Here is a 16,472-nt window from a genome sequence, read left to right as displayed (position 1 = left end):
GTCGGAACCGGGCAATGCGGGCTACGCCTTCGGAGGCACCAGGCTGCCGTGCAGCCGCAGCCGCAGCCGCAGCCGCAGCCGGGCGACGCCGCGGTCCGGGAGGACGTCGAGCCGGACGTGGGTCGCCGGTCGCACCCGGGGGACCAGCAGGCGGTGCACGGCATCCGGCTGGAGCCCGGTGGGCGGGAGCAACTCGAACCACTCCGCCTCCCCGGTCACCGTCGCGGCCCTGGAGGGCCACCCAGCCGGCGGCGTTTCCGACGTAGTTGGCGATGTCGATTCGGCATGGCCGAGCACCAACCGGGCCGCACTGGTGAGCCGCACCCGGCGCCCGTACGGCTCCAGCATCGGCGCACCCAACTGGCGTGCGAGCTAGGCGAGTTGTCGGGACACCGTCGAGGGGGTCAACCGGAGCCGCTCGGCCGCCGCGGTCACGGTCCCGCATTCGTCCAACGCCTGCAGCACCCGGAACCTGCGGAGATCCCAGTCGGTCATCCGGCCAGGGTGCGGACCCGGCGCGGCCGCAGCACGTCCTGCGGCCGGCCGGGCGGCTCCGGCAGCCCCAGGACCCGGCCGGACTTCGAACCACCCGCGCCCGACGCCTCGTTGACCGTGCATCGGGGGGAACCCGGCTGTGGACTCGGCCCGGTGGCACACTCGCCCCGCCCGCCGTCCGACCCGGCGGCGGTGCCGGCGATGTCAGCGACGTCGGTGACATCGGTGACGTCGCTGCGGACCCACGCGGGATCGGCATGGATCTGGTGGCAGCCGAGGAGGACGTCCCTGGTGTGGAAGTCGACCAGCCCGCCGATCCGGTGCAGCGGCTGCCGGTTGAAGGTCCGGCTGCTCCGGCCGAGGCCACGGGCCCGAGCGGTGGCGGCGGCGCGTTCGAGCACCTCGCGGTGGTTCAGCAGCACCGTCCCGGACCCGTCGGCGCAGCCCGGGGCGGACAGCAGGACGGCGGGGTCGGCCGGGTCGGGCCGGTGCCAGTCCTGGTCGGGAACGTTGGCGAGCAGCCGCCGGGTGTCGCCGAGCCAGGCATGGTGCCAGCGCGGGTCGGCGGCGGTCTCGGGGGCGATCTCCTGGCAGCCACCGGTGATCACGCGCGGCGCGCCGTGGGCCGACCAGACCCGGTGCAGCCGTTCGGCCGCCGTCCGCCGCCCGGCCGTGGCGCCGCCCGGACCCCCGGCGCCTGCCATGTCACCGCCCGCACCTCCGCCGGACGCGTCGACCGGTACGGCGACGCAGCCGCCGAGGACGCAGGCCCAGTACGCGGCGAGGAGTTCGGGCGCCCGGGCGACCTGGAGGACGATCCGTTCGCCGGGCCGGACCCCTGCCGCCCGCAGACCGGCGAGCACCCGGGACGCCTCCATCAGCAACTGGAGGTAGGTCTGCCGCAGTTCGGTACCGTCCGGACGGATGAAGGTGAGACCCTCCGGATTCCCGACCCGTGATGCGCGGACCAGCGCCTCACCCAGGGTGCCGGGATCCGGTCCCGCGAGCTCTGATCCCGGGAGATCCGGCCGCGTGAGCTCCGGGGTGGCGGTGTCGGTCATGGGGCGCTCGCCTCTGGGTGTGGTGGTCGCGTCGGCCGACGGGGGAACCGTCCTGGCTCCCTCGCCAAAAGACAAACATACTCACTGCGCTGTTTATGCTCCGGATCGGAGGCTTCGACGCCCTCCGGCAGCCGGCTACGGACGCGCCGCCGCCGCGGCCACCTGCTCGTGCGCGGCATCGGCCATCCGGAGTATCTGCGCGGCGTACGGCAGCAGGCGGCGACCCGCCGGGGTGAGGACGATCTGACGACAGCTCCGGTCGAAGAGCTGGGCCCCCAGCGCCTCCTCCAGCCGCTGGATCTGGGCGGTGACGCTCGACTGGGCGTAATGGAGGTTCCGTGCTGCCCTGGTGAAACTCAGCTGGGCCGCTACCTCGCAGAACGCGCGCAACTGCTGCAGCTGCACGACGTGGCTCCTTCCTGCAACCACGGTGGGCCGATCGCGCAGATAATACCATTCAGGCGGTTTGTTTTTAGTATTTGTGTGGGCCTTCGCAGAAATCCCGGCTCCCGGCCCTCGCTCCCGCCCGGGGGCGGGGGTGCGAGCGCTCAGGAGACCGCCCGCAGCAGCGAGCCGTCGCGCCGCTTGAGGATCTTGTCGAAACTGACGATCGCTCCGCGCAGCGGGTGGTTCCGCAGCTGGACGTGGTCCGTGAGCGCATGGATCAGGAACAGCCCGCGTCCGCTCTCCGCGTCGAGCGCGGGCAGTTCGGGCCCCGACTGGTCGAACACGGGCTGGTCGGGCGCAGCGGACTCCGACCGCGCTGCCGTCGCCCCGGCCGGTGCGGCGGGCCCGGAGACCACGGATCCTCCTGGAGGGCCCGCCGCCTCCTGGAGCTCGCTCCGCCCGTCCGCCGGCCCGACGGACGGGCGGAGCGGCGGACAGGGCAGGACGTGCGTGTCGTACGGCGCGGGCCGGTCGGTTCGCCGGGGACGGTGCGCGGTCAGCACCGGCACCGAGAGGGCGGCCCGCCCCCGGCGGCCGCGCCGGGGGCCGGCGGCCGGGCGGACGGCCCTGGCGGGCGACACAGGGGCCCGGCGCAGCACGGGCACCGCTCTCGGCAGAGCGGGCAGGGACGGCATCACCCCCGACCGCAGGGCCGGCCCCGCAGCCGGAGCGGCCGGCAATGCGGGCAGCACCGGGGCGGCGGGCAGCGCGGGCGGCAGGGCCGACCCGGGCAGTCCGGGACCGGAGTCCACCACCTCGACCCGCAGCCGGTCCCCGGCGATCGAGGCGGTCACCTGGAACCCGTCCTCGGGCCGTCCTCCCACCGCGTGCTCGACGGCGTTGGCGCAGGCCTCGGTGAGGGCGACCCCGAGGTCGTGCGCGACCTGGGGATCGACGCCGGCCGTGTCCATCGCGCTGAGCAGGATGCGCCGGGCGAGCGGGACGCTGGCCGGGTCGCGCTTGAGGTGCAGAGTCCACCAGATGTCCACGGGAGGTCCCTCCTGGCTGCGGCTCCACTAGAACTAGGTATCTCCGGACGATCCCACGGCGAACCGTGCGCTGCGTCCGGGACCGCCCGTTCGGCGGATGGACGGGGGCAGCAGCCTGTGCCGGGCGGCGCACCGCGCGATTCGCACGCCGGGGCCGAACGGGCCAATCTGATGCATTGGCGCCCCCTCTCTGGGCCGCCGTTGTAGGCGGTGAGATGATGTCCCGGCCATGACCGACCACCACGCCGCCCCGCGCGCAGGCGCCGCCGCCCCGGATACCCGGGTACCGGCCGCGGCCTGGGACCTGCGGGTGGCACGGGCGGTTCCGTTCGCCCTGGTCTGCACGCTGATCGCGGCGGCCGGGCACGCCGTGGTGGGCGGCGGGGACGTCACCCTGCCCGCCCTCGCGCTCGGCTTCGCCTCGGTCTGCCTGCCGGCGGCCCTGCTCGGCGGACGCGAGCGCTCGCTGCCCGCCATCGCCGCCGCGCTCGGCGCCGGACAGCTCGGACTGCACCTCCTCTTCCACAGCGTCGGTTCGCATGCCGCGATGGCCGGTATGCACACCGGTGCGGGTGACGGCGGCCCACTGACGCTGCCGCAGGTGGCCGGACGGCTGATCTGCGACGACTCCGGACGCGCCGGGCTCACCGTCGTCCCGTTGGACTACTCCCCCGAGCAGCTGGTCAGTGCCGCGGGGCTCGATCCGCAGGCGTACTCGGCCGCGCCGCACGAGGCACTCTTCGGGCTGACGCCCTCGATGCTGCTGGGCCACCTCGCCGCCGCCGTGGTGGCGGGCTGGTGGCTGCGGCGCGGCGAGGCCGCGCTGTGGCGGCTGCTCCAGGTGACGGCCACGGCGGCACAGGAGTGCGCCGCGCCCCTTCGGACGGCGTTCGCGCTGCTCACGGCACTGCTGCTGGGTGCCGCCGCCGAGCGGCAGCCGGCCCGGTGCACCCGTGGCCGGGCCGAGGACTGGCGACTGCCGGTCACCGCCGCGCTGCGGCACAGCGTGATCCGGCGGGGTCCGCCGGTGGCGGCCTTCGCGCGCTGAGTTCCCGCTCCTCCTCCCGTCACGGCCTCAACCGTGGCTCTCGGACCGGCGGAGAACTCCGGGCGCGCCCGCGCGCCGCCCCGTCCCGTGCAGCGCCACGAGTCCCGACCGGTGCGAGCCGTACGAACCCGTACGAGCCCGCCGCCCGAGTCCACGGACCGTACGCACCCGGTACGTCACCAGCGGCGCGGCCGTACGCCACCAGTGCGTCACGGCGTCGTCACCCACAGCCCCCGCGCCCGTGCGCCGCCGCTGCGGCCCGCGCACGCGCCCCTCTCCGTTGGAGATCACCCCGATGCGTATCACCTCTGCTCGCCGGATCGCCGGTGTCACCGCTGCCGCCGCCACTGCCGTGATCGCCTTCGCCGTCCCGGCGTTCGCGCACGTCACCGTGCAGCCGGGCACCGCCCAGCAGGGCGACTACACCGCCGTCGCGTTCCGGGTGCCGGACGAGAGTGACACCGCCTCCACCCTGAAGCTGGAGGTCAACCTGCCGATGGACCACCCGATGGCCTCGGTGCGCGTCCTGCCGCTGCCGGGCTGGACCGCCGTCCTGGAGAAGTCGAAGCTCGACAAGCCGCTGAAGTCGCACGGCCAGGACATCACCGAGGCCGTCTCCAAGATCACCTGGACCGCCGACGACAGCGCCAAGATCGCCCCCGGCCAGTTCCAGGAGTTCAAGGTCTCGCTCGGCGCCCTGCCGGCCGACACCGACAAGCTGACCTTCAAGGCGCTCCAGACGTACGACAACGGCGACGTCGTCCGCTGGATCGACGAGGCCAAGGAAGGCCAGGCCGAGCCGGCCCACCCGGCCCCGACGCTGACCCTCACCAAGGCCCCCGCCGCCGCCGGGGACCACCACGGCGGCGCCTCGGCCGCCGCCTCCGCAGGCGCCTCCGCAGGTGCCTCGCAGGACGACAAGACCGACAGCCAGGCCGCCAAGTCCTCGGACTCCACCGCCCGTACGCTCGGTGTGGTGGGCATCGTGGTCGGCGTGATCGGCGCCGCCCTCGGTGTCGCGGGCCTGCGCCGCAAGAGCAGCGACACCGCCTCCTGAGACCGGCCGGGCGGGGGCCGCGCGCACCACGGCGCGGCCCCCGCCCGGCAGCCCCACGCAGACGATCGGACCTACCGCCATGCCACGTCCCACCGCCGGAACCACCACCGCCACAACCAGCTCCCGGGGCACCACCCGCCGGGCGTTCGGCGCCGCCGCCCTCGGGCTGGCCGCCGGCCTCGCCCTGACCGCCTGCGGCTCCAGCGGCGGCAGCACCGACGGCGCCGCCAAGGTCGTCAAGGAGACCAGCAACTCCCCCTACAAGGGCACCGTGCTGTCCAAGCAGTTCGAGAAGCCCGAGCTGGTGCTCGACGACACCTCGGGCCAGCCCTTCGACCTGCGCAAGCAGACCGCCGGGCACTCCACGCTGCTCTTCTTCGGCTACACCAGCTGCCCCGACGTCTGCCCGACCACCATGGGCGACATCGGCGTCGCGATGGCCGCGCTGCCGCCCGAGGAGCAGAAGAAGATCGACGTGGTCTTCGTCTCCACCGACCCCGAGCGCGACACCCCCAAGGTGCTGCGCACCTGGCTGGACTCGATGGGCAAGAACTTCATCGGGCTGACCGGCGACCTCGACAAGGTCAAGGCCGCTGCCAGGACGCTCGGGGTGATGGTCGAGGACCCGATCGTCAACAAGGACGGCACCGTCACCTCCAGCCACGGTGCCCAGGTGCTCGCCTTCATGCCCTCCGACGACAAGGCCCACGTGCTCTACCTGAGCAACAGCTCGGTCGACACCTACAAGCACGACCTGCCGCTGCTCGCCAAGGGCGTGCCCGCGTGACCGGGCGCAGTGCGGCGGCCGGGTGCGGCGGGATCACCGGGCACGGGGAGACCACCCGCTGCAGTGGGCCGACCGGGCGGCCCGAGGCGGCCCGATGAGCAGCCAGTTCCGCCGCAGCGCACTGATCGGCGCCGGGGTGGCCACCGTGCTCACCGCCGGGACCATACTCGTCGCCTGCGGCAGCGGCGGCGCAGGCGTCCAGAAGTCCGTGCTGACCGTCGCCGACTCCTACATCCCGCTCCCGGCCACCCCCGGCGGGATGGCCGCCGGGTACCTGACCGTCAAGAACACCGGCGGAGCCGCCGACCAACTGGTCAAGGTGTCCAGCCCGGCCGCCACGTCGGTGACCATGCACCGCTCCACCGACAGCACCATGCAGGAGGTCGACTCCCTCGACGTGCCCGCGCACGGCACGCTCGCGCTGGACCGGGGCGGCAACCACCTCATGATCATGGGCTGGGAGAAGGCCCCGGCCCTCGGCGACCGCCTGGAACTCGACCTGACCTTCGCCAAGGGGGAGACCATCTCCGTCCAGGTGCCGGTCAAACCCCTCACCTACCGACCGGGGAGCTGACCGCGACATGTTGAAGAGACTCGGCGCGCTGGTGGCGGCCCTCGGTGCCGCGCTCGTGCTGCTGCTGGGCACGGCCGGGCCGGCCGCCGCCCACGCGGCGCTGGTCACCACCGACCCCGCCCAGAACTCGGTGGTCCCGCAGGCGCCCGCCGCAGTGACGCTGACCTTCAGCGAGAAGGTCTCGCTCTCCTCCGACTCGGTCCGGGTGCTCAGCCCGGCCGGGAAGCAGGTCGACGCCGGTGACCCGGGCCACCTGGACGGCAGGACCGACACCGCCAGGGTCTCGCTCAACAGCGGCCTCCCCAACGGGACCTACACCGTCGCCTGGCGCGCGGTCTCGGAGGACTCCCACCCGGTCGGCGGCGCCTTCACCTTCTCGATCGGCGCCCCCTCCGCCACCTCCGTCTCCACCGGGGCGCTGCAGAGCGCCAAGGCCGACAGCCTGGTCGCCGCCGTCTACGGGCTCGGCCGGGTGGTCGCGTACGCCTCCTTCGCACTGCTCGCCGGCGTGGCCGCCTTCGTCCTGATCTGCTGGCCCAAGGGCGCGGCGGTGCGGTCGGTGCAGCGGCTGCTGATGACCGGCTGGATCGGACTGCTCGCCGCCACCGTGGCCGTCCTGCTGCTGCGCGGCCCCTATGAGCGCGGCAGCGGCATCAGCGTGGCCCTCGACCTCTCACTGGTGCGCAGCACGCTGGAGGAGCGGATCGGCACCGCGCTCTCCTCGCGGCTGCTGCTGCTCGCGGCGGGCGGGGTGTTCCTCTCGCTGCTGGTGGGGCAGCTGGGGCAGTCCGACGCATCGGCGCCGGACGACACCGAAGGCGCCGAGGCCACCAAGGCCGCCGAAGGCCCCGCCCGCACCGGGGACGCCGAACCGACCGGGGACGCGGAGGAGGACGAGCTGCGCCGGCTGGAGCAGCTGGCGGCGGCCCGGCCGCAGCGGGACGCCCGGCTCGGCCTCGGCATCGCCGGCCTGGTCCTCGCCACGGCGCTGGCCGCCACCTGGGCCGCCGCCGACCACGCCGCGGTCGGCATCCAGGTCTGGCTGGCCCTGCCCCTCGGGATCCTGCACCTGCTGGCCATGGCGCTCTGGCTGGGCGGGTTGACCGCACTGGTCGCCGGACTGCGCAACGGCCTGCCGGTCGCCGCCGTCGAGCGCTTCTCCAAGCTCGCGCTCGGCGCCGTCTCGGTCCTCGCCGCCACCGGTCTCTACCAGTCCTGGCGCGGCGTCGGCTCCTGGGGCGCGCTGGTCGACACCGAGTACGGACGGCTGCTGCTGGTGAAGATCGGCTGTGTGGTCGCGATGGTCGGCGTCGCCTGGATCTCCCGCGCCTGGGTCGCCCGACTGCGCACGGGGGAAGCCGCCGAGGCCGAGGAATCCGCCGGGAACGCCGCCGACGCCGAGGTCACGGCCTCCGTCAGCGTGGGTGCGAGCGTCAGGGACGACGGCGCCGACGGTTCCCCCACGGACCCGGGCACGGCCGACGAGGCCGACGACCCCGTACGGCAGGCGCAGTTGGCCCGTCAGCAGGCGGCCCGCCGGACGGCCACCGTCCAGCGGACCCAGGACGGACCGCCGGCCCGGGCAGGGCTGCGCCGGTCGGTGCTGGTCGAGAGCGCCGTCGCGGTGGTCGTCCTGGTGGTCACCACCATGCTGACCAACTCCCCGCCCGGCCGGGTCGCCCAGGCCGCCACCGGCAGCAGCGCGACGGCGCCCGCGAACAGCGGCGCCCCGGGAGCCTCCAGCGTCCCCGGGAAGACCGTCGAGCTCAGGATCCCGTACGACACCGGAGGCCGGACCCCGAACGCCAAGGGCACCGCGACGGTGACCCTCAGCCCGGCCTCGACCGGCCCCAACACCGTGAAGCTCAGCCTGGACGACTCCTCGGGCAAGCCGGCGGAGGTGCCCGAGCTGCAGCTGGCCTTCACCCTGCCCGACCGGGACCTCGGCCCGCTGCCCGCGTCGCTGAACGCCGAAGGTCCGGGCCGCTGGTCCGGAACGGCCCAACTGCCGCTCGCGGGCGACTGGGTGGTGTCGGTGACGGTCCGCTCCTCGGACATCGACCAGTCGACCGAGGTCAAGTCACTCAAGATCGGGTGAACGGAATGACCGAACAGATCTCACCTCCCGCAGGGACCGACGAGCCCGCTGCCGCCCCCGCGGACGGCCTCGCTGACGGCCTCGCTGACGTCCCCACCGACGTCCCCGCGGACGGACCCGCCGGCGCGGGGTTCTCCCGCCGCGCCCTGCTGGGCGGTGCGGGTGCCGGCCTCGCGGTCGGCGCCGGAGCGGGTGTGCTCGGCAGCCGGACGCTCGGCGCGCAACGCGGCGCGGGCGGCGCGGCGAGCGCCCGGCAGCTCGGCCGGGCGGCCGTCCCGTTCCACGGGGCGCACCAGGCCGGGATCGTCCAGCCCGCACAGGCGCGCGCCCAGCTCGCCGGATTCGACCTGGCGCCCGGCGCGGGGCGGGACGGTCTGCGCCGCCTGCTGAAGAACTGGTCCGAGACCGCCGCACTGCTGACGCGCGGGGAGCAAGCCGGGGCGCACGAGAACCAGATAGCGCTGGATGCGGGCCCCTGCGCGCTGACCGTCACCTTCGGCTTCGGGTCCTCGCTCTTCGACAAGGCCGGTCTGACCGCCCAGCGCCCGCCCCAACTCGCCCCGTTGCCGGACTTCCCCGAGGACGCCATCGACCGCTCCCGCAGCGACGGCGACCTGTGGGTGCAGATCGGCGCGGACGACGCACTGGTCGCCTTCCACGCCCTGCGGGTCCTCCAGCAGCAGGCCGCAGGTCTGGCCGCGCTCCGCTGGCAGATGTCCGGCTTCAGCCGGACGCCGGGCGCCACCGACCGCCCGATGACCGCCCGCAACCTGATGGGGCAGCTGGACGGCACCAACAACCCCAAGCCCGCCGACCCCGACTTCGCCGCCAAGGTCTTCGCCGACGGCCCCGGCTGGCTGGCCGGCGGCACGTACGTGGTCTTCCGGCGGATCCGGATGCTCCTGGACAACTGGGAGAACCTGCCGACGGACCGTCAGGAACGCGTGATCGGCCGCCGGAAGGCGGACGGCGCGCCGCTCTCGGGCGGGACCGAGTCCACCCCCGTCGACCTGGCGAAGCAGAACGACGACGGGCTGCTCGCGATACCCGTGGACGCCCACATCAGGGTCGCCGCGCCCGCCTCCAACAGCGGGGCCGCCATGCTGCGCCGGGGGTTCTCCTACCAGGACGGGCTGCTGCCGGACGGTTCGCTCGACGCCGGACTGCTGTTCATCGCCTTCCAGGCCGACCCGGCACGCGGCTTCGTACCCGTGCAGCGGCGGCTCTCCCGGGGGGACAGCCTCTCCCGCTTCCTGCGGCACGAGGCGAGCGGACTGTACGCCGTCCTGCCGGGCGCCCAGGAGGGCGGCTACGTGGGGCAGGCCCTCCTGGAGGGCTGACCCCCCGGGGCTCCCCGCAGCCGCGCGGAGCGGGGAGCCCACCGGGCGGCCCCGTCCCGCAGGGCTGTTCACGGTTCGGAATCCGGCGCGGCCCTCAAGCCGGACTGGCTAAGGTGGCACGTCGAGCACGATCACGCACCACCCCTTTCGCACGGAGGCGGCATGTCGGCCACCCGCTACACCTATCTCGGGCCCGCGGGCACCTTCACGGAGGCCGCCCTGCGCACGCTGCCCGAGGCGGCCACCCGGGAACTGGTGCCGGTCGCCTCGGTGCCGGCCGCGCTGGACGCCGTCCGGGCCGGGGAGGCGGCCGGGGCCTTCGTCCCGGTGGAGAACTCGGTCGAGGGCGCGGTGACCGCGACCAGCGACGAGCTGGCCTCCGGCAAGCCCCTGATGATCTACCGCGAGGTGCTGCTCCCGATCGCGTTCGCGCTGCTGGTCCGCCCCGGCACCACGCTGGCGGACGTCAAGACCGTCACCAGCCACCCGGTGGCGCAACCCCAGGTCCGCCGCTGGCTCGCGGCCAACCTGCCGGACGCGCGCTGGGAGTCGGCGGCGTCCAACGCCGACGGCGCCCGGCTGGTCCAGGAGGGCCGCCACGACGGCGCCTTCGCGGGCGAGTTCGCCGCCCCGATCTACGGCCTGGACGTCCTGGTCAACGACATCCACGACGCCGAGAACGCGACCACCCGCTTCGTGCTGGTCGGCCGCCCGGGGCGGGTCTCCTCGCCGACCGGTGCGGACAAGACCTCGATGGTGGTCTGGCTGCCGGACGACCACCCGGGTGCGCTGCTGGAGCTGCTGCAGGAGTTCGCGGTGCGCGGGGTGAACCTGATGCGGATCGAGTCCCGGCCGACCGGCGAGGGCCTGGGCAACTACTGCTTCCTGATCGACTGTGAGGGCCACCTGAGCGAGCGGCGGGTGAGCGAGGCCCTGATGGGCCTGCGGCGGATCTGCCCGCAGGTGCGGTTCCTCGGCTCGTACCCCCGGGCGGACCACGGTGCCGCGACGCCGCAGCGACCCGGTACCCGGGACGGGGACTTCAGCGAGGCCGCCGACTGGCTCTCGCGCTGCCTCGACGGCCGGGGCGAGCTCTGACCCACCCGCTGGACCGGCCCGCACGGCGCGCCGCACCGACCAGCCGCACCGGCCTGTCCGGTTCGGCTGCCGACCCGGAGTGCCTACCAGGCGTGCCGAGCAGGCGTGCCCGGCGAGAGCCACTCGTGGTGTCCACCCGGCGGCGATCCACTCCGCGAGCATCGCAACCGCCGATCAGTTGCGATCACTTTTACGGAAAACTCGGACAAATCAGGTGCTGTTTAGTCCAATTCGGTCGTTTTTCGACACGCCGGACAGTTCACCCGTGCGGTCGCACGCGGGCGCGCGCAGTCGGTCGAGCGCTGCGGCAGCCGGTACGGCTCGGCGACCCGGTCCGGCGTCCCGACCGGTCGGCACCATCCACAGGCTTGACCGTTCATCCACAGACCCGAGGGCCGCCGAGTTATCCACAGTTATCCACAGGACCGGGGATGAATCGACAAACCGGCTTATCCATCTACAGGGCCGGTCGGATCGTCGGGTAGGCGACCAGGAGTGACTAATCGACCCAGAGTCACCCTTCTGCCATCAAATCACCTGTTCGGGTGAGCGAATTCCCTCACCCGAGAAGGCGAACCGAGGTTTGAAACCTCAATTCCTCGGTCGGTTACACCGAGAACCTTCACCGTCCAACCATCCACAGGCCCAGCGACAAGCCTGTGGACAGAGCGCCCGAAGCCGGGTCCGGGACGGCCGTCCACAGCAGTTATCCACAGGCTGGCGCAAGTTATCCCCAGGCCTGGAGCACCGGCTCCGGCGCCACCGTTCCGCGCCCCGGCACCGCCTGCCGCCGGGCCGGAGGCAGGATCCCAGACAACCGGACGGACCGCGACACGGCCGACAGCGTGCAACGGCCGGAAGCCGACGGCCACGACGCGCCAAAACCGGTTCCTGAGAGCGCTCCCCTCCCCGGTAGGCTGGCCCCGTGATTGACCTTCGCCTGCTTCGTGAGGACCCTGACCGAGTGCGCGCCTCGCAGCGCGTCCGTGGCGAGGACGTCGACCTGGTCGACGCCCTCCTCTCCGCCGACGAACGGCGCCGGTCCTCGGGCAGTCGCTTCGACGAACTGCGCAACGAGCAGAAGACGCTCGGCAAGCAGATCCCCAAGGCCCAGGGCGACGAGAAGGCCGCACTGCTGGCACGCGCCGGTGAGCTGGCCGCCGCGGTCAAGGCCGCCGACGCCGAGCAGAGCGAGGCCAAGGAAGAGGCCGACCGCCTGGTCCGCTCGCTCGCCAACCTGATCGACCCCGCTGCGCCGGTCGGCGGCGAGGAGGACTTCGTCACCCTCGAGGAGATCGGCACCCCGCGCGACTTCGCGGCCGAGGGCTTCGAGCCCAAGGACCACGTCGAGCTGGGCCAGATCCTCGGCGCGATCGACACCGAGCGCGGCGCCAAGGTCGCCGGCGCCCGCTCGTACTACCTGACCGGTGTCGGCGCGCTGCTGGAGCTCGCCCTGGTCAACATGGCGATGGCGCAGGCCACCGAGGCCGGCTTCATCCCGATGATCACCCCGGCCCTGGTCCGCCCGGCCGCCATGGACGGCACCGGCTTCCTCGGCCAGGCCGCGGAGAACGTCTACCACCTCCCCGAGGAGGACCGGTACCTGGTCGGCACCAGCGAGGTCCCGCTGGCCGCGTACCACATGGACGAGATCCTCGACGCCGAGAAGCTGCCGCTGCGCTACGCCGGCTTCTCGTCCTGCTTCCGCCGCGAGGCGGGCACCTACGGCAAGGACACCCGCGGCATCATCCGCGTCCACCAGTTCGAAAAGGTGGAGATGTTCGTCTACACCACGCCGGAGGACGCGGAGGCCGAGCACCGCCGCCTGCTCCAGTGGGAGAAGGACTTCCTCAACGCCCTCGAACTGCCCTACCGGGTGATCGACGTCGCCTCCGGCGACCTCGGTGCCTCGGCCGCGCGCAAGTTCGACATCGAGGCCTGGATCCCGACCCAGGGCAAGTACCGCGAGGTCACCTCCACCTCGAACACCACCGAGTACCAGGCCCGCCGCCTCTCCATCCGACTGCGCGAGGAGGGCAACAAGGTCCGCCCGCTGGCCACGCTGAACGGCACCCTGGTCGCCGTCCCGCGCACCATCGTGGCGATCCTGGAGAACCACCAGCAGGCCGACGGCTCGGTCGTCGTCCCCGCGGCGCTCCGCCCCTTCCTCGGCGGACGCACCGTGCTGGAGCCCGTCAAGTAGGCACCACCGTCCGGCAGTCGGAACGCACGGGCCGGACGTAAGCACGTAACCCCCTGGAGACGTACGGCAGATGAGCACCGCAAGCCACCGACCCGACGTCTCCCCCGGTGGCGACCTGCCCTACCGGCTGGTCGCCACCGACCTGGACGGCACCCTGCTGAACTCGGCCGAGACCGTCTCCGAGCGGACCCGCGCCGCGCTGGCGGCCACCGTCGCCGCCGGGGCGCTGCACATCATCGTCACCGGCCGCTCGGCCACCTGGGCCCGCCCGGTCTTCGACGCGATCGGCTACACCGGGATAGCGGTCTGCGGACAGGGCGCCCAGGTCTACCACGCGGGCGAGCACCGGCTGCTCACCTCGCTCACCCTGGACCGGAAGCTCGCCGCTCTGGCACTCGGCAAGATCGAGGCCGAGGTCGGCCCACTCGCGGTGGCCGCCAACCAGGACGGCCTGGACGGCGCGGTGCTGGCCGGTCCCGGGTACCGGCTGCAGATCGGCAGTGACCTGCCGATCGTCCGGGTGGACGCCGCCGAGCTGCTCGGTACGCCGATCAGCAAGCTCTACATCCAGCACCCGGACTTCGACGACGACGCGCTGGCGCAGATCGCCCAGCAGGTGGCGGGCGACCTGGTCGGCGTCACCGTGGCCGGGCCCGGCGTGGTGGAGCTGCTGCCGGTCGGCCTCAGCAAGGCCACCGGCCTGGCGGTCGCCGCCAACCGGCTCGGGGTGAAGTCCCGGCAGACCATCGCGTTCGGCGACATGCCCAACGACGTGCCGATGTTCGCCTGGGCCGCCCACGGAGTGGCCATGGCCAACGCCCACGAACAGCTGCTGGCGGTCGCCGACGAGGTCACCGTCAGCAATGACGAGGACGGCGTCGCCCTCGTCCTGGAGCGGCTCTTCCCGGCTGCCGGCTGACCGGCCACCAGTCACCAGTCACCGGTCGCAGGTCACCGGTCGCAGGTCGCCGCTACTCGGCCGGCTTCCGGCTGCCGACTGGACCACCTGCCGGTCGGGCGGCGATCGACCACCCGGTGAGCCGCGCGCCTGCTTCCCGAACAGACCCGGACGGTGCCCCTCCTCCGAGCCCTGCGGCCCGAAGGAGGGGCACCGTCCGTGCGTTCAGCCGCCGGTCAGCCGTACGAGACGTTGCTGCACGGGTCGTCGTCGGCCGAGCGGGCATCGCCGCTGACGCTGGTCGGCAGCGGGCCCGGGGCCACGCTCGCGCCGGCGGCGGCGGCTCCTGCGCCCGAACCGCCGTTGCCCGCCGCGTAGTCCTTGCCGAGGACCAGGCTGATGCCCGCCTTGGTGACCGGCTCCAGAGTGGCACCGGGGAAGAGCGAGGCGACCGTCTGCGCCTTGGCCTTGTCACCGGGGCCGTACTGGACCGAGGTGGTGGCGTGGTTCTGCGTGGAGGCGTTCGTCGTCACGGTGACGGTGAACCTGGAGTCCTTCAGCCTGGTCACCGCCGTGGTGGCCAGGCCCGGCGTGGTGGTGCCGTTGTAGACGCCGACCCGGATGCCGACGCCGTCGACCGATGCGGGCGCGGCCTGGTCCTGGCCGGTAGCGGCCGGGGACGTGGCGGCGTCGGCCGACGGGCTCGCGCTCGCGCTCGCGCTCGCACCGGCACTCGCGTCCTCGCCGTCCAGCGTGCGGTCGGCCTTCAGCGCGGCGAAGAGCTGGTCGATGTCCGGGTGGACCAGGGCGACCCGGGCCCCCTCGAACTTCCAGGGGGTGGTGATGAACTTGATGTTGTGCAGGTCGATGTTCTTCAGCGACAGCGCGAAGGACAGCAGCTTGTCCGCCGACCCCAGGGCCTCGTCGACGGTCAGCGACTTGGTCGCGGCGTCCGCCAGCGGGAGCAGGTTGGTCGGGCTCATGCCCTTGCCCTTGACGTCCTTGATCAGCGCGGAGAGGAACGCCTGCTGGCGCTTCATCCGGCCGATGTCCGAGCCGTCCCCGACGCCGTGCCGCAGCCGGACGTAGTCCAGCGCCTGCTGGCCCTGGACCGTCTGCTCGCCCTTGGGGAAGATCTGCTTGCCCTTGTGGCCGAGGTTGGGGTCGAGGTCGCCCTCGTAGACGGCGTTCGGCAGGCAGACCGTGACACCGCCGATGGCGCTGGTCATCGCGGCGAAGCCCTCGAAGTTGACCACCATGGTGTGGTCGACCCGCAGGTTGGTCAGCTTCTCGACGGTGTTCTGGGTGCAGGCCGGGTTGCCCTGCTCGGTGTCGCCCACGGCGAAGGCGGAGTTGAACATGACCCCGTTCTCCTCCTTGGTCCACTTGCCGTTCGGCAGCTTGCAGGCGGGCCGGGTGACCAGGGCGTCGCGCGGGAACGATATGCCCACCGCGTGCTTGTGGTCGGCATATATGTGCAGCAGGATCGTGGTGTCCGAGCGCGCGCCGGAGTCCCCGCCGCCGCCGAGGTCCTTGTTGCCGCCGCTGCGCGAGTCGGAGCCGATCAGCAGCACGTTGACCGGCCGGTTGCCGTTGGCGTCCGCGGCACCCTGATCGGGACGGTCCTTGCTGACGCCGTCCTGGCCGAAGGTGCTGATGTTGCCGTTGAGCTTCAGGTAGATCGCACCGCCACCCGCGACCACCAGAGCCAGCGAGGTGGCCGCCACCCAGGCGATCACCTTCTTCCTGCTGCGCTTCTGCTTGCCGCGCGGCGCACCGCGGCCGGTCCCCCGGCCACCGCGACCACCGCCGTCACCACGGCCGCCGCCGTTGCCGCGACCACCGTCACCGTCGCCGGTGCCGCCGCCGTTGCCACGTCGGGCCGCCGCCCGGCCGCCCGGCCTCGGGGCGTCGGGACCGGCGGACCGGCGGCGCGGCGAGGGCACACCGTACGAGGCGTCCGTACCCTGCCCCGGGCCGGAACCCCGTTCGTCGTCGCGCCACCAGTCGGCGTCGTGACCGGACGCTCCCGCCCTCTGGCCTGACATACCCACACCCTTCACCAGACGGCAGGAACAACACGGCACACGGCAGACCCGCCATATGCAGGAGCAACGCCCGGCTCCTGCCGAACGTGCCGTACCACCGTCCCGGTGGTACGCAGCTCTCGCACAGATATCCGCAGAGAGCTTCAGCGGAGCATATAAAGGCCACATGACGAAGTCACTGCCCGGGCTCCGGATTGCACGATCACTCACATAACGGGCACCTCACGAGCGACTTCCGGAGGCGGGAGCAGGAGGCGAGCGGGGCCAGGGGCGCAGCGGGCTCGCCGAGACGTGGCGGGAACGTCACACAAGCAGTTGTAGGACAACCG

The 16,472-nt window shown here is 73.0% G+C and carries 15 protein-coding genes; 9 read left to right on the top strand and 6 right to left on the bottom strand.

Annotation, left to right across the window (positions count from 1 at the left end):
• Positions 1–21 precede the first annotated feature (21 nt).
• The 5 genes from ACFC1R_RS02735 to ACFC1R_RS02715 form a co-directional block, all read right to left on the bottom strand.
• Entirely contained in the window at positions 22–219 is a 198-nt protein-coding gene (locus ACFC1R_RS02735) for a hypothetical protein (RefSeq protein WP_375931501.1), read from the bottom strand.
• A gap of 153 nt (positions 220–372) precedes the next feature.
• Positions 373–495 carry a LysR family transcriptional regulator gene (locus ACFC1R_RS02730; RefSeq protein ID WP_375931498.1) on the bottom strand — a complete coding sequence of 41 codons (123 nt, stop codon included), beginning with the start codon at positions 493–495 and terminating at the stop codon, positions 373–375.
• Positions 492–1,556 carry an AMP-binding protein gene (locus tag ACFC1R_RS02725; protein ID WP_375931495.1) on the bottom strand — a complete coding sequence of 355 codons (1,065 nt, stop codon included), beginning with the start codon at positions 1,554–1,556 and terminating at the stop codon, positions 492–494. Before ACFC1R_RS02725 ends, ACFC1R_RS02730 begins: the two co-directional genes overlap by 4 nt.
• Before the next feature lie 135 nt (positions 1,557–1,691).
• Positions 1,692–1,961 (bottom strand): LysR family transcriptional regulator, encoded by a 270-nt coding sequence (locus tag ACFC1R_RS02720; RefSeq protein WP_375931492.1) that lies wholly within the window; start codon positions 1,959–1,961, stop codon positions 1,692–1,694.
• A 143-nt stretch (positions 1,962–2,104) separates the two neighbouring features.
• A complete protein-coding gene (locus tag ACFC1R_RS02715; RefSeq protein ID WP_375931489.1) occupies positions 2,105–2,992 on the bottom strand; it encodes an ATP-binding protein in 888 nt (295 codons plus the stop codon).
• A 229-nt stretch (positions 2,993–3,221) separates the two neighbouring features.
• Between ACFC1R_RS02715 and ACFC1R_RS02710 the strand changes: the two genes are divergently transcribed.
• The 9 genes from ACFC1R_RS02710 (at position 3,222) to ACFC1R_RS02670 (ending at position 14,116) form a co-directional block, all read left to right on the top strand.
• Positions 3,222–4,040, top strand: coding sequence for a hypothetical protein (locus tag ACFC1R_RS02710; protein WP_375931487.1), 819 nt, complete (start codon positions 3,222–3,224; stop codon positions 4,038–4,040).
• Positions 4,041–4,335: 295 nt separating this feature from the next.
• Positions 4,336–5,097: a YcnI family protein gene (locus ACFC1R_RS02705; RefSeq protein ID WP_375931484.1), complete on the top strand. Its 762-nt coding sequence runs from the start codon at positions 4,336–4,338 to the stop codon at positions 5,095–5,097.
• A gap of 79 nt (positions 5,098–5,176) precedes the next feature.
• Complete coding sequence (locus tag ACFC1R_RS02700; RefSeq protein WP_375931481.1) at positions 5,177–5,884, top strand: SCO family protein; 708 nt, start codon at positions 5,177–5,179, stop codon at positions 5,882–5,884.
• Between the two features lie 94 nt (positions 5,885–5,978).
• Positions 5,979–6,458: a copper chaperone PCu(A)C gene (locus tag ACFC1R_RS02695; protein ID WP_375931478.1), complete on the top strand. Its 480-nt coding sequence runs from the start codon at positions 5,979–5,981 to the stop codon at positions 6,456–6,458.
• 7 nt (positions 6,459–6,465) lie between these two features.
• Positions 6,466–8,556, top strand: coding sequence for a FixH family protein (locus ACFC1R_RS02690; protein WP_375931476.1), 2,091 nt, complete (start codon positions 6,466–6,468; stop codon positions 8,554–8,556).
• A 5-nt stretch (positions 8,557–8,561) separates the two neighbouring features.
• Complete coding sequence (gene efeB / locus ACFC1R_RS02685; RefSeq protein ID WP_375931473.1) at positions 8,562–9,896, top strand: iron uptake transporter deferrochelatase/peroxidase subunit; 1,335 nt, start codon at positions 8,562–8,564, stop codon at positions 9,894–9,896.
• A 162-nt stretch (positions 9,897–10,058) separates the two neighbouring features.
• The gene (gene pheA / locus ACFC1R_RS02680; protein ID WP_375931470.1) at positions 10,059–10,994 is read left to right on the top strand and encodes a prephenate dehydratase; all 936 of its coding nucleotides are present in this window, start codon (positions 10,059–10,061) and stop codon (positions 10,992–10,994) included.
• A 925-nt stretch (positions 10,995–11,919) separates the two neighbouring features.
• The gene (gene serS, locus ACFC1R_RS02675; RefSeq protein WP_375931467.1) at positions 11,920–13,197 is read left to right on the top strand and encodes a serine--tRNA ligase; all 1,278 of its coding nucleotides are present in this window, start codon (positions 11,920–11,922) and stop codon (positions 13,195–13,197) included.
• Positions 13,198–13,267: 70 nt separating this feature from the next.
• Positions 13,268–14,116, top strand: a complete 849-nt coding sequence (locus ACFC1R_RS02670; RefSeq protein ID WP_375931464.1) for an HAD family hydrolase — start codon at positions 13,268–13,270, stop codon at positions 14,114–14,116.
• A 215-nt stretch (positions 14,117–14,331) separates the two neighbouring features.
• Here ACFC1R_RS02670 and ACFC1R_RS02665 read toward each other — a convergent pair whose 3' ends face one another.
• Positions 14,332–16,143 carry an LCP family protein gene (locus ACFC1R_RS02665; RefSeq protein ID WP_375931461.1) on the bottom strand — a complete coding sequence of 604 codons (1,812 nt, stop codon included), beginning with the start codon at positions 16,141–16,143 and terminating at the stop codon, positions 14,332–14,334.
• Positions 16,144–16,472 lie beyond the last annotated feature (329 nt).

This window comes from Kitasatospora sp. NPDC056138 (genome assembly GCF_042264695.1).
GTDB lineage: Bacteria > Actinomycetota > Actinomycetes > Streptomycetales > Streptomycetaceae > Kitasatospora.
The sequence above is the reverse complement of the archived record's forward strand: the minus strand, read 5'-3'. Positions and strand labels throughout refer to the sequence as shown.

Excerpts from the sequence above, each read along its gene's own strand:
- ACFC1R_RS02730 (WP_375931498.1), bottom strand. The coding sequence starts at position 495 with ATGACCGACTGGGATCTCCGCAGGTTCCGGGTGCTGCAGGCGTTGGAC.
- ACFC1R_RS02725 (WP_375931495.1), bottom strand. The coding sequence starts at position 1,556 with ATGACCGACACCGCCACCCCGGAGCTCACGCGGCCGGATCTCCCGGGA.
- ACFC1R_RS02710 (WP_375931487.1), top strand. The coding sequence starts at position 3,222 with ATGACCGACCACCACGCCGCCCCGCGCGCAGGCGCCGCCGCCCCGGAT.
- ACFC1R_RS02705 (WP_375931484.1), top strand. The coding sequence starts at position 4,336 with ATGCGTATCACCTCTGCTCGCCGGATCGCCGGTGTCACCGCTGCCGCC.
- ACFC1R_RS02700 (WP_375931481.1), top strand. The coding sequence starts at position 5,177 with ATGCCACGTCCCACCGCCGGAACCACCACCGCCACAACCAGCTCCCGG.
- ACFC1R_RS02695 (WP_375931478.1), top strand. The coding sequence starts at position 5,979 with ATGAGCAGCCAGTTCCGCCGCAGCGCACTGATCGGCGCCGGGGTGGCC.
- ACFC1R_RS02690 (WP_375931476.1), top strand. The coding sequence starts at position 6,466 with ATGTTGAAGAGACTCGGCGCGCTGGTGGCGGCCCTCGGTGCCGCGCTC.
- efeB (WP_375931473.1), top strand. The coding sequence starts at position 8,562 with ATGACCGAACAGATCTCACCTCCCGCAGGGACCGACGAGCCCGCTGCC.
- pheA (WP_375931470.1), top strand. The coding sequence starts at position 10,059 with ATGTCGGCCACCCGCTACACCTATCTCGGGCCCGCGGGCACCTTCACG.
- ACFC1R_RS02670 (WP_375931464.1), top strand. The coding sequence starts at position 13,268 with ATGAGCACCGCAAGCCACCGACCCGACGTCTCCCCCGGTGGCGACCTG.
- ACFC1R_RS02665 (WP_375931461.1), bottom strand. The coding sequence starts at position 16,143 with ATGTCAGGCCAGAGGGCGGGAGCGTCCGGTCACGACGCCGACTGGTGG.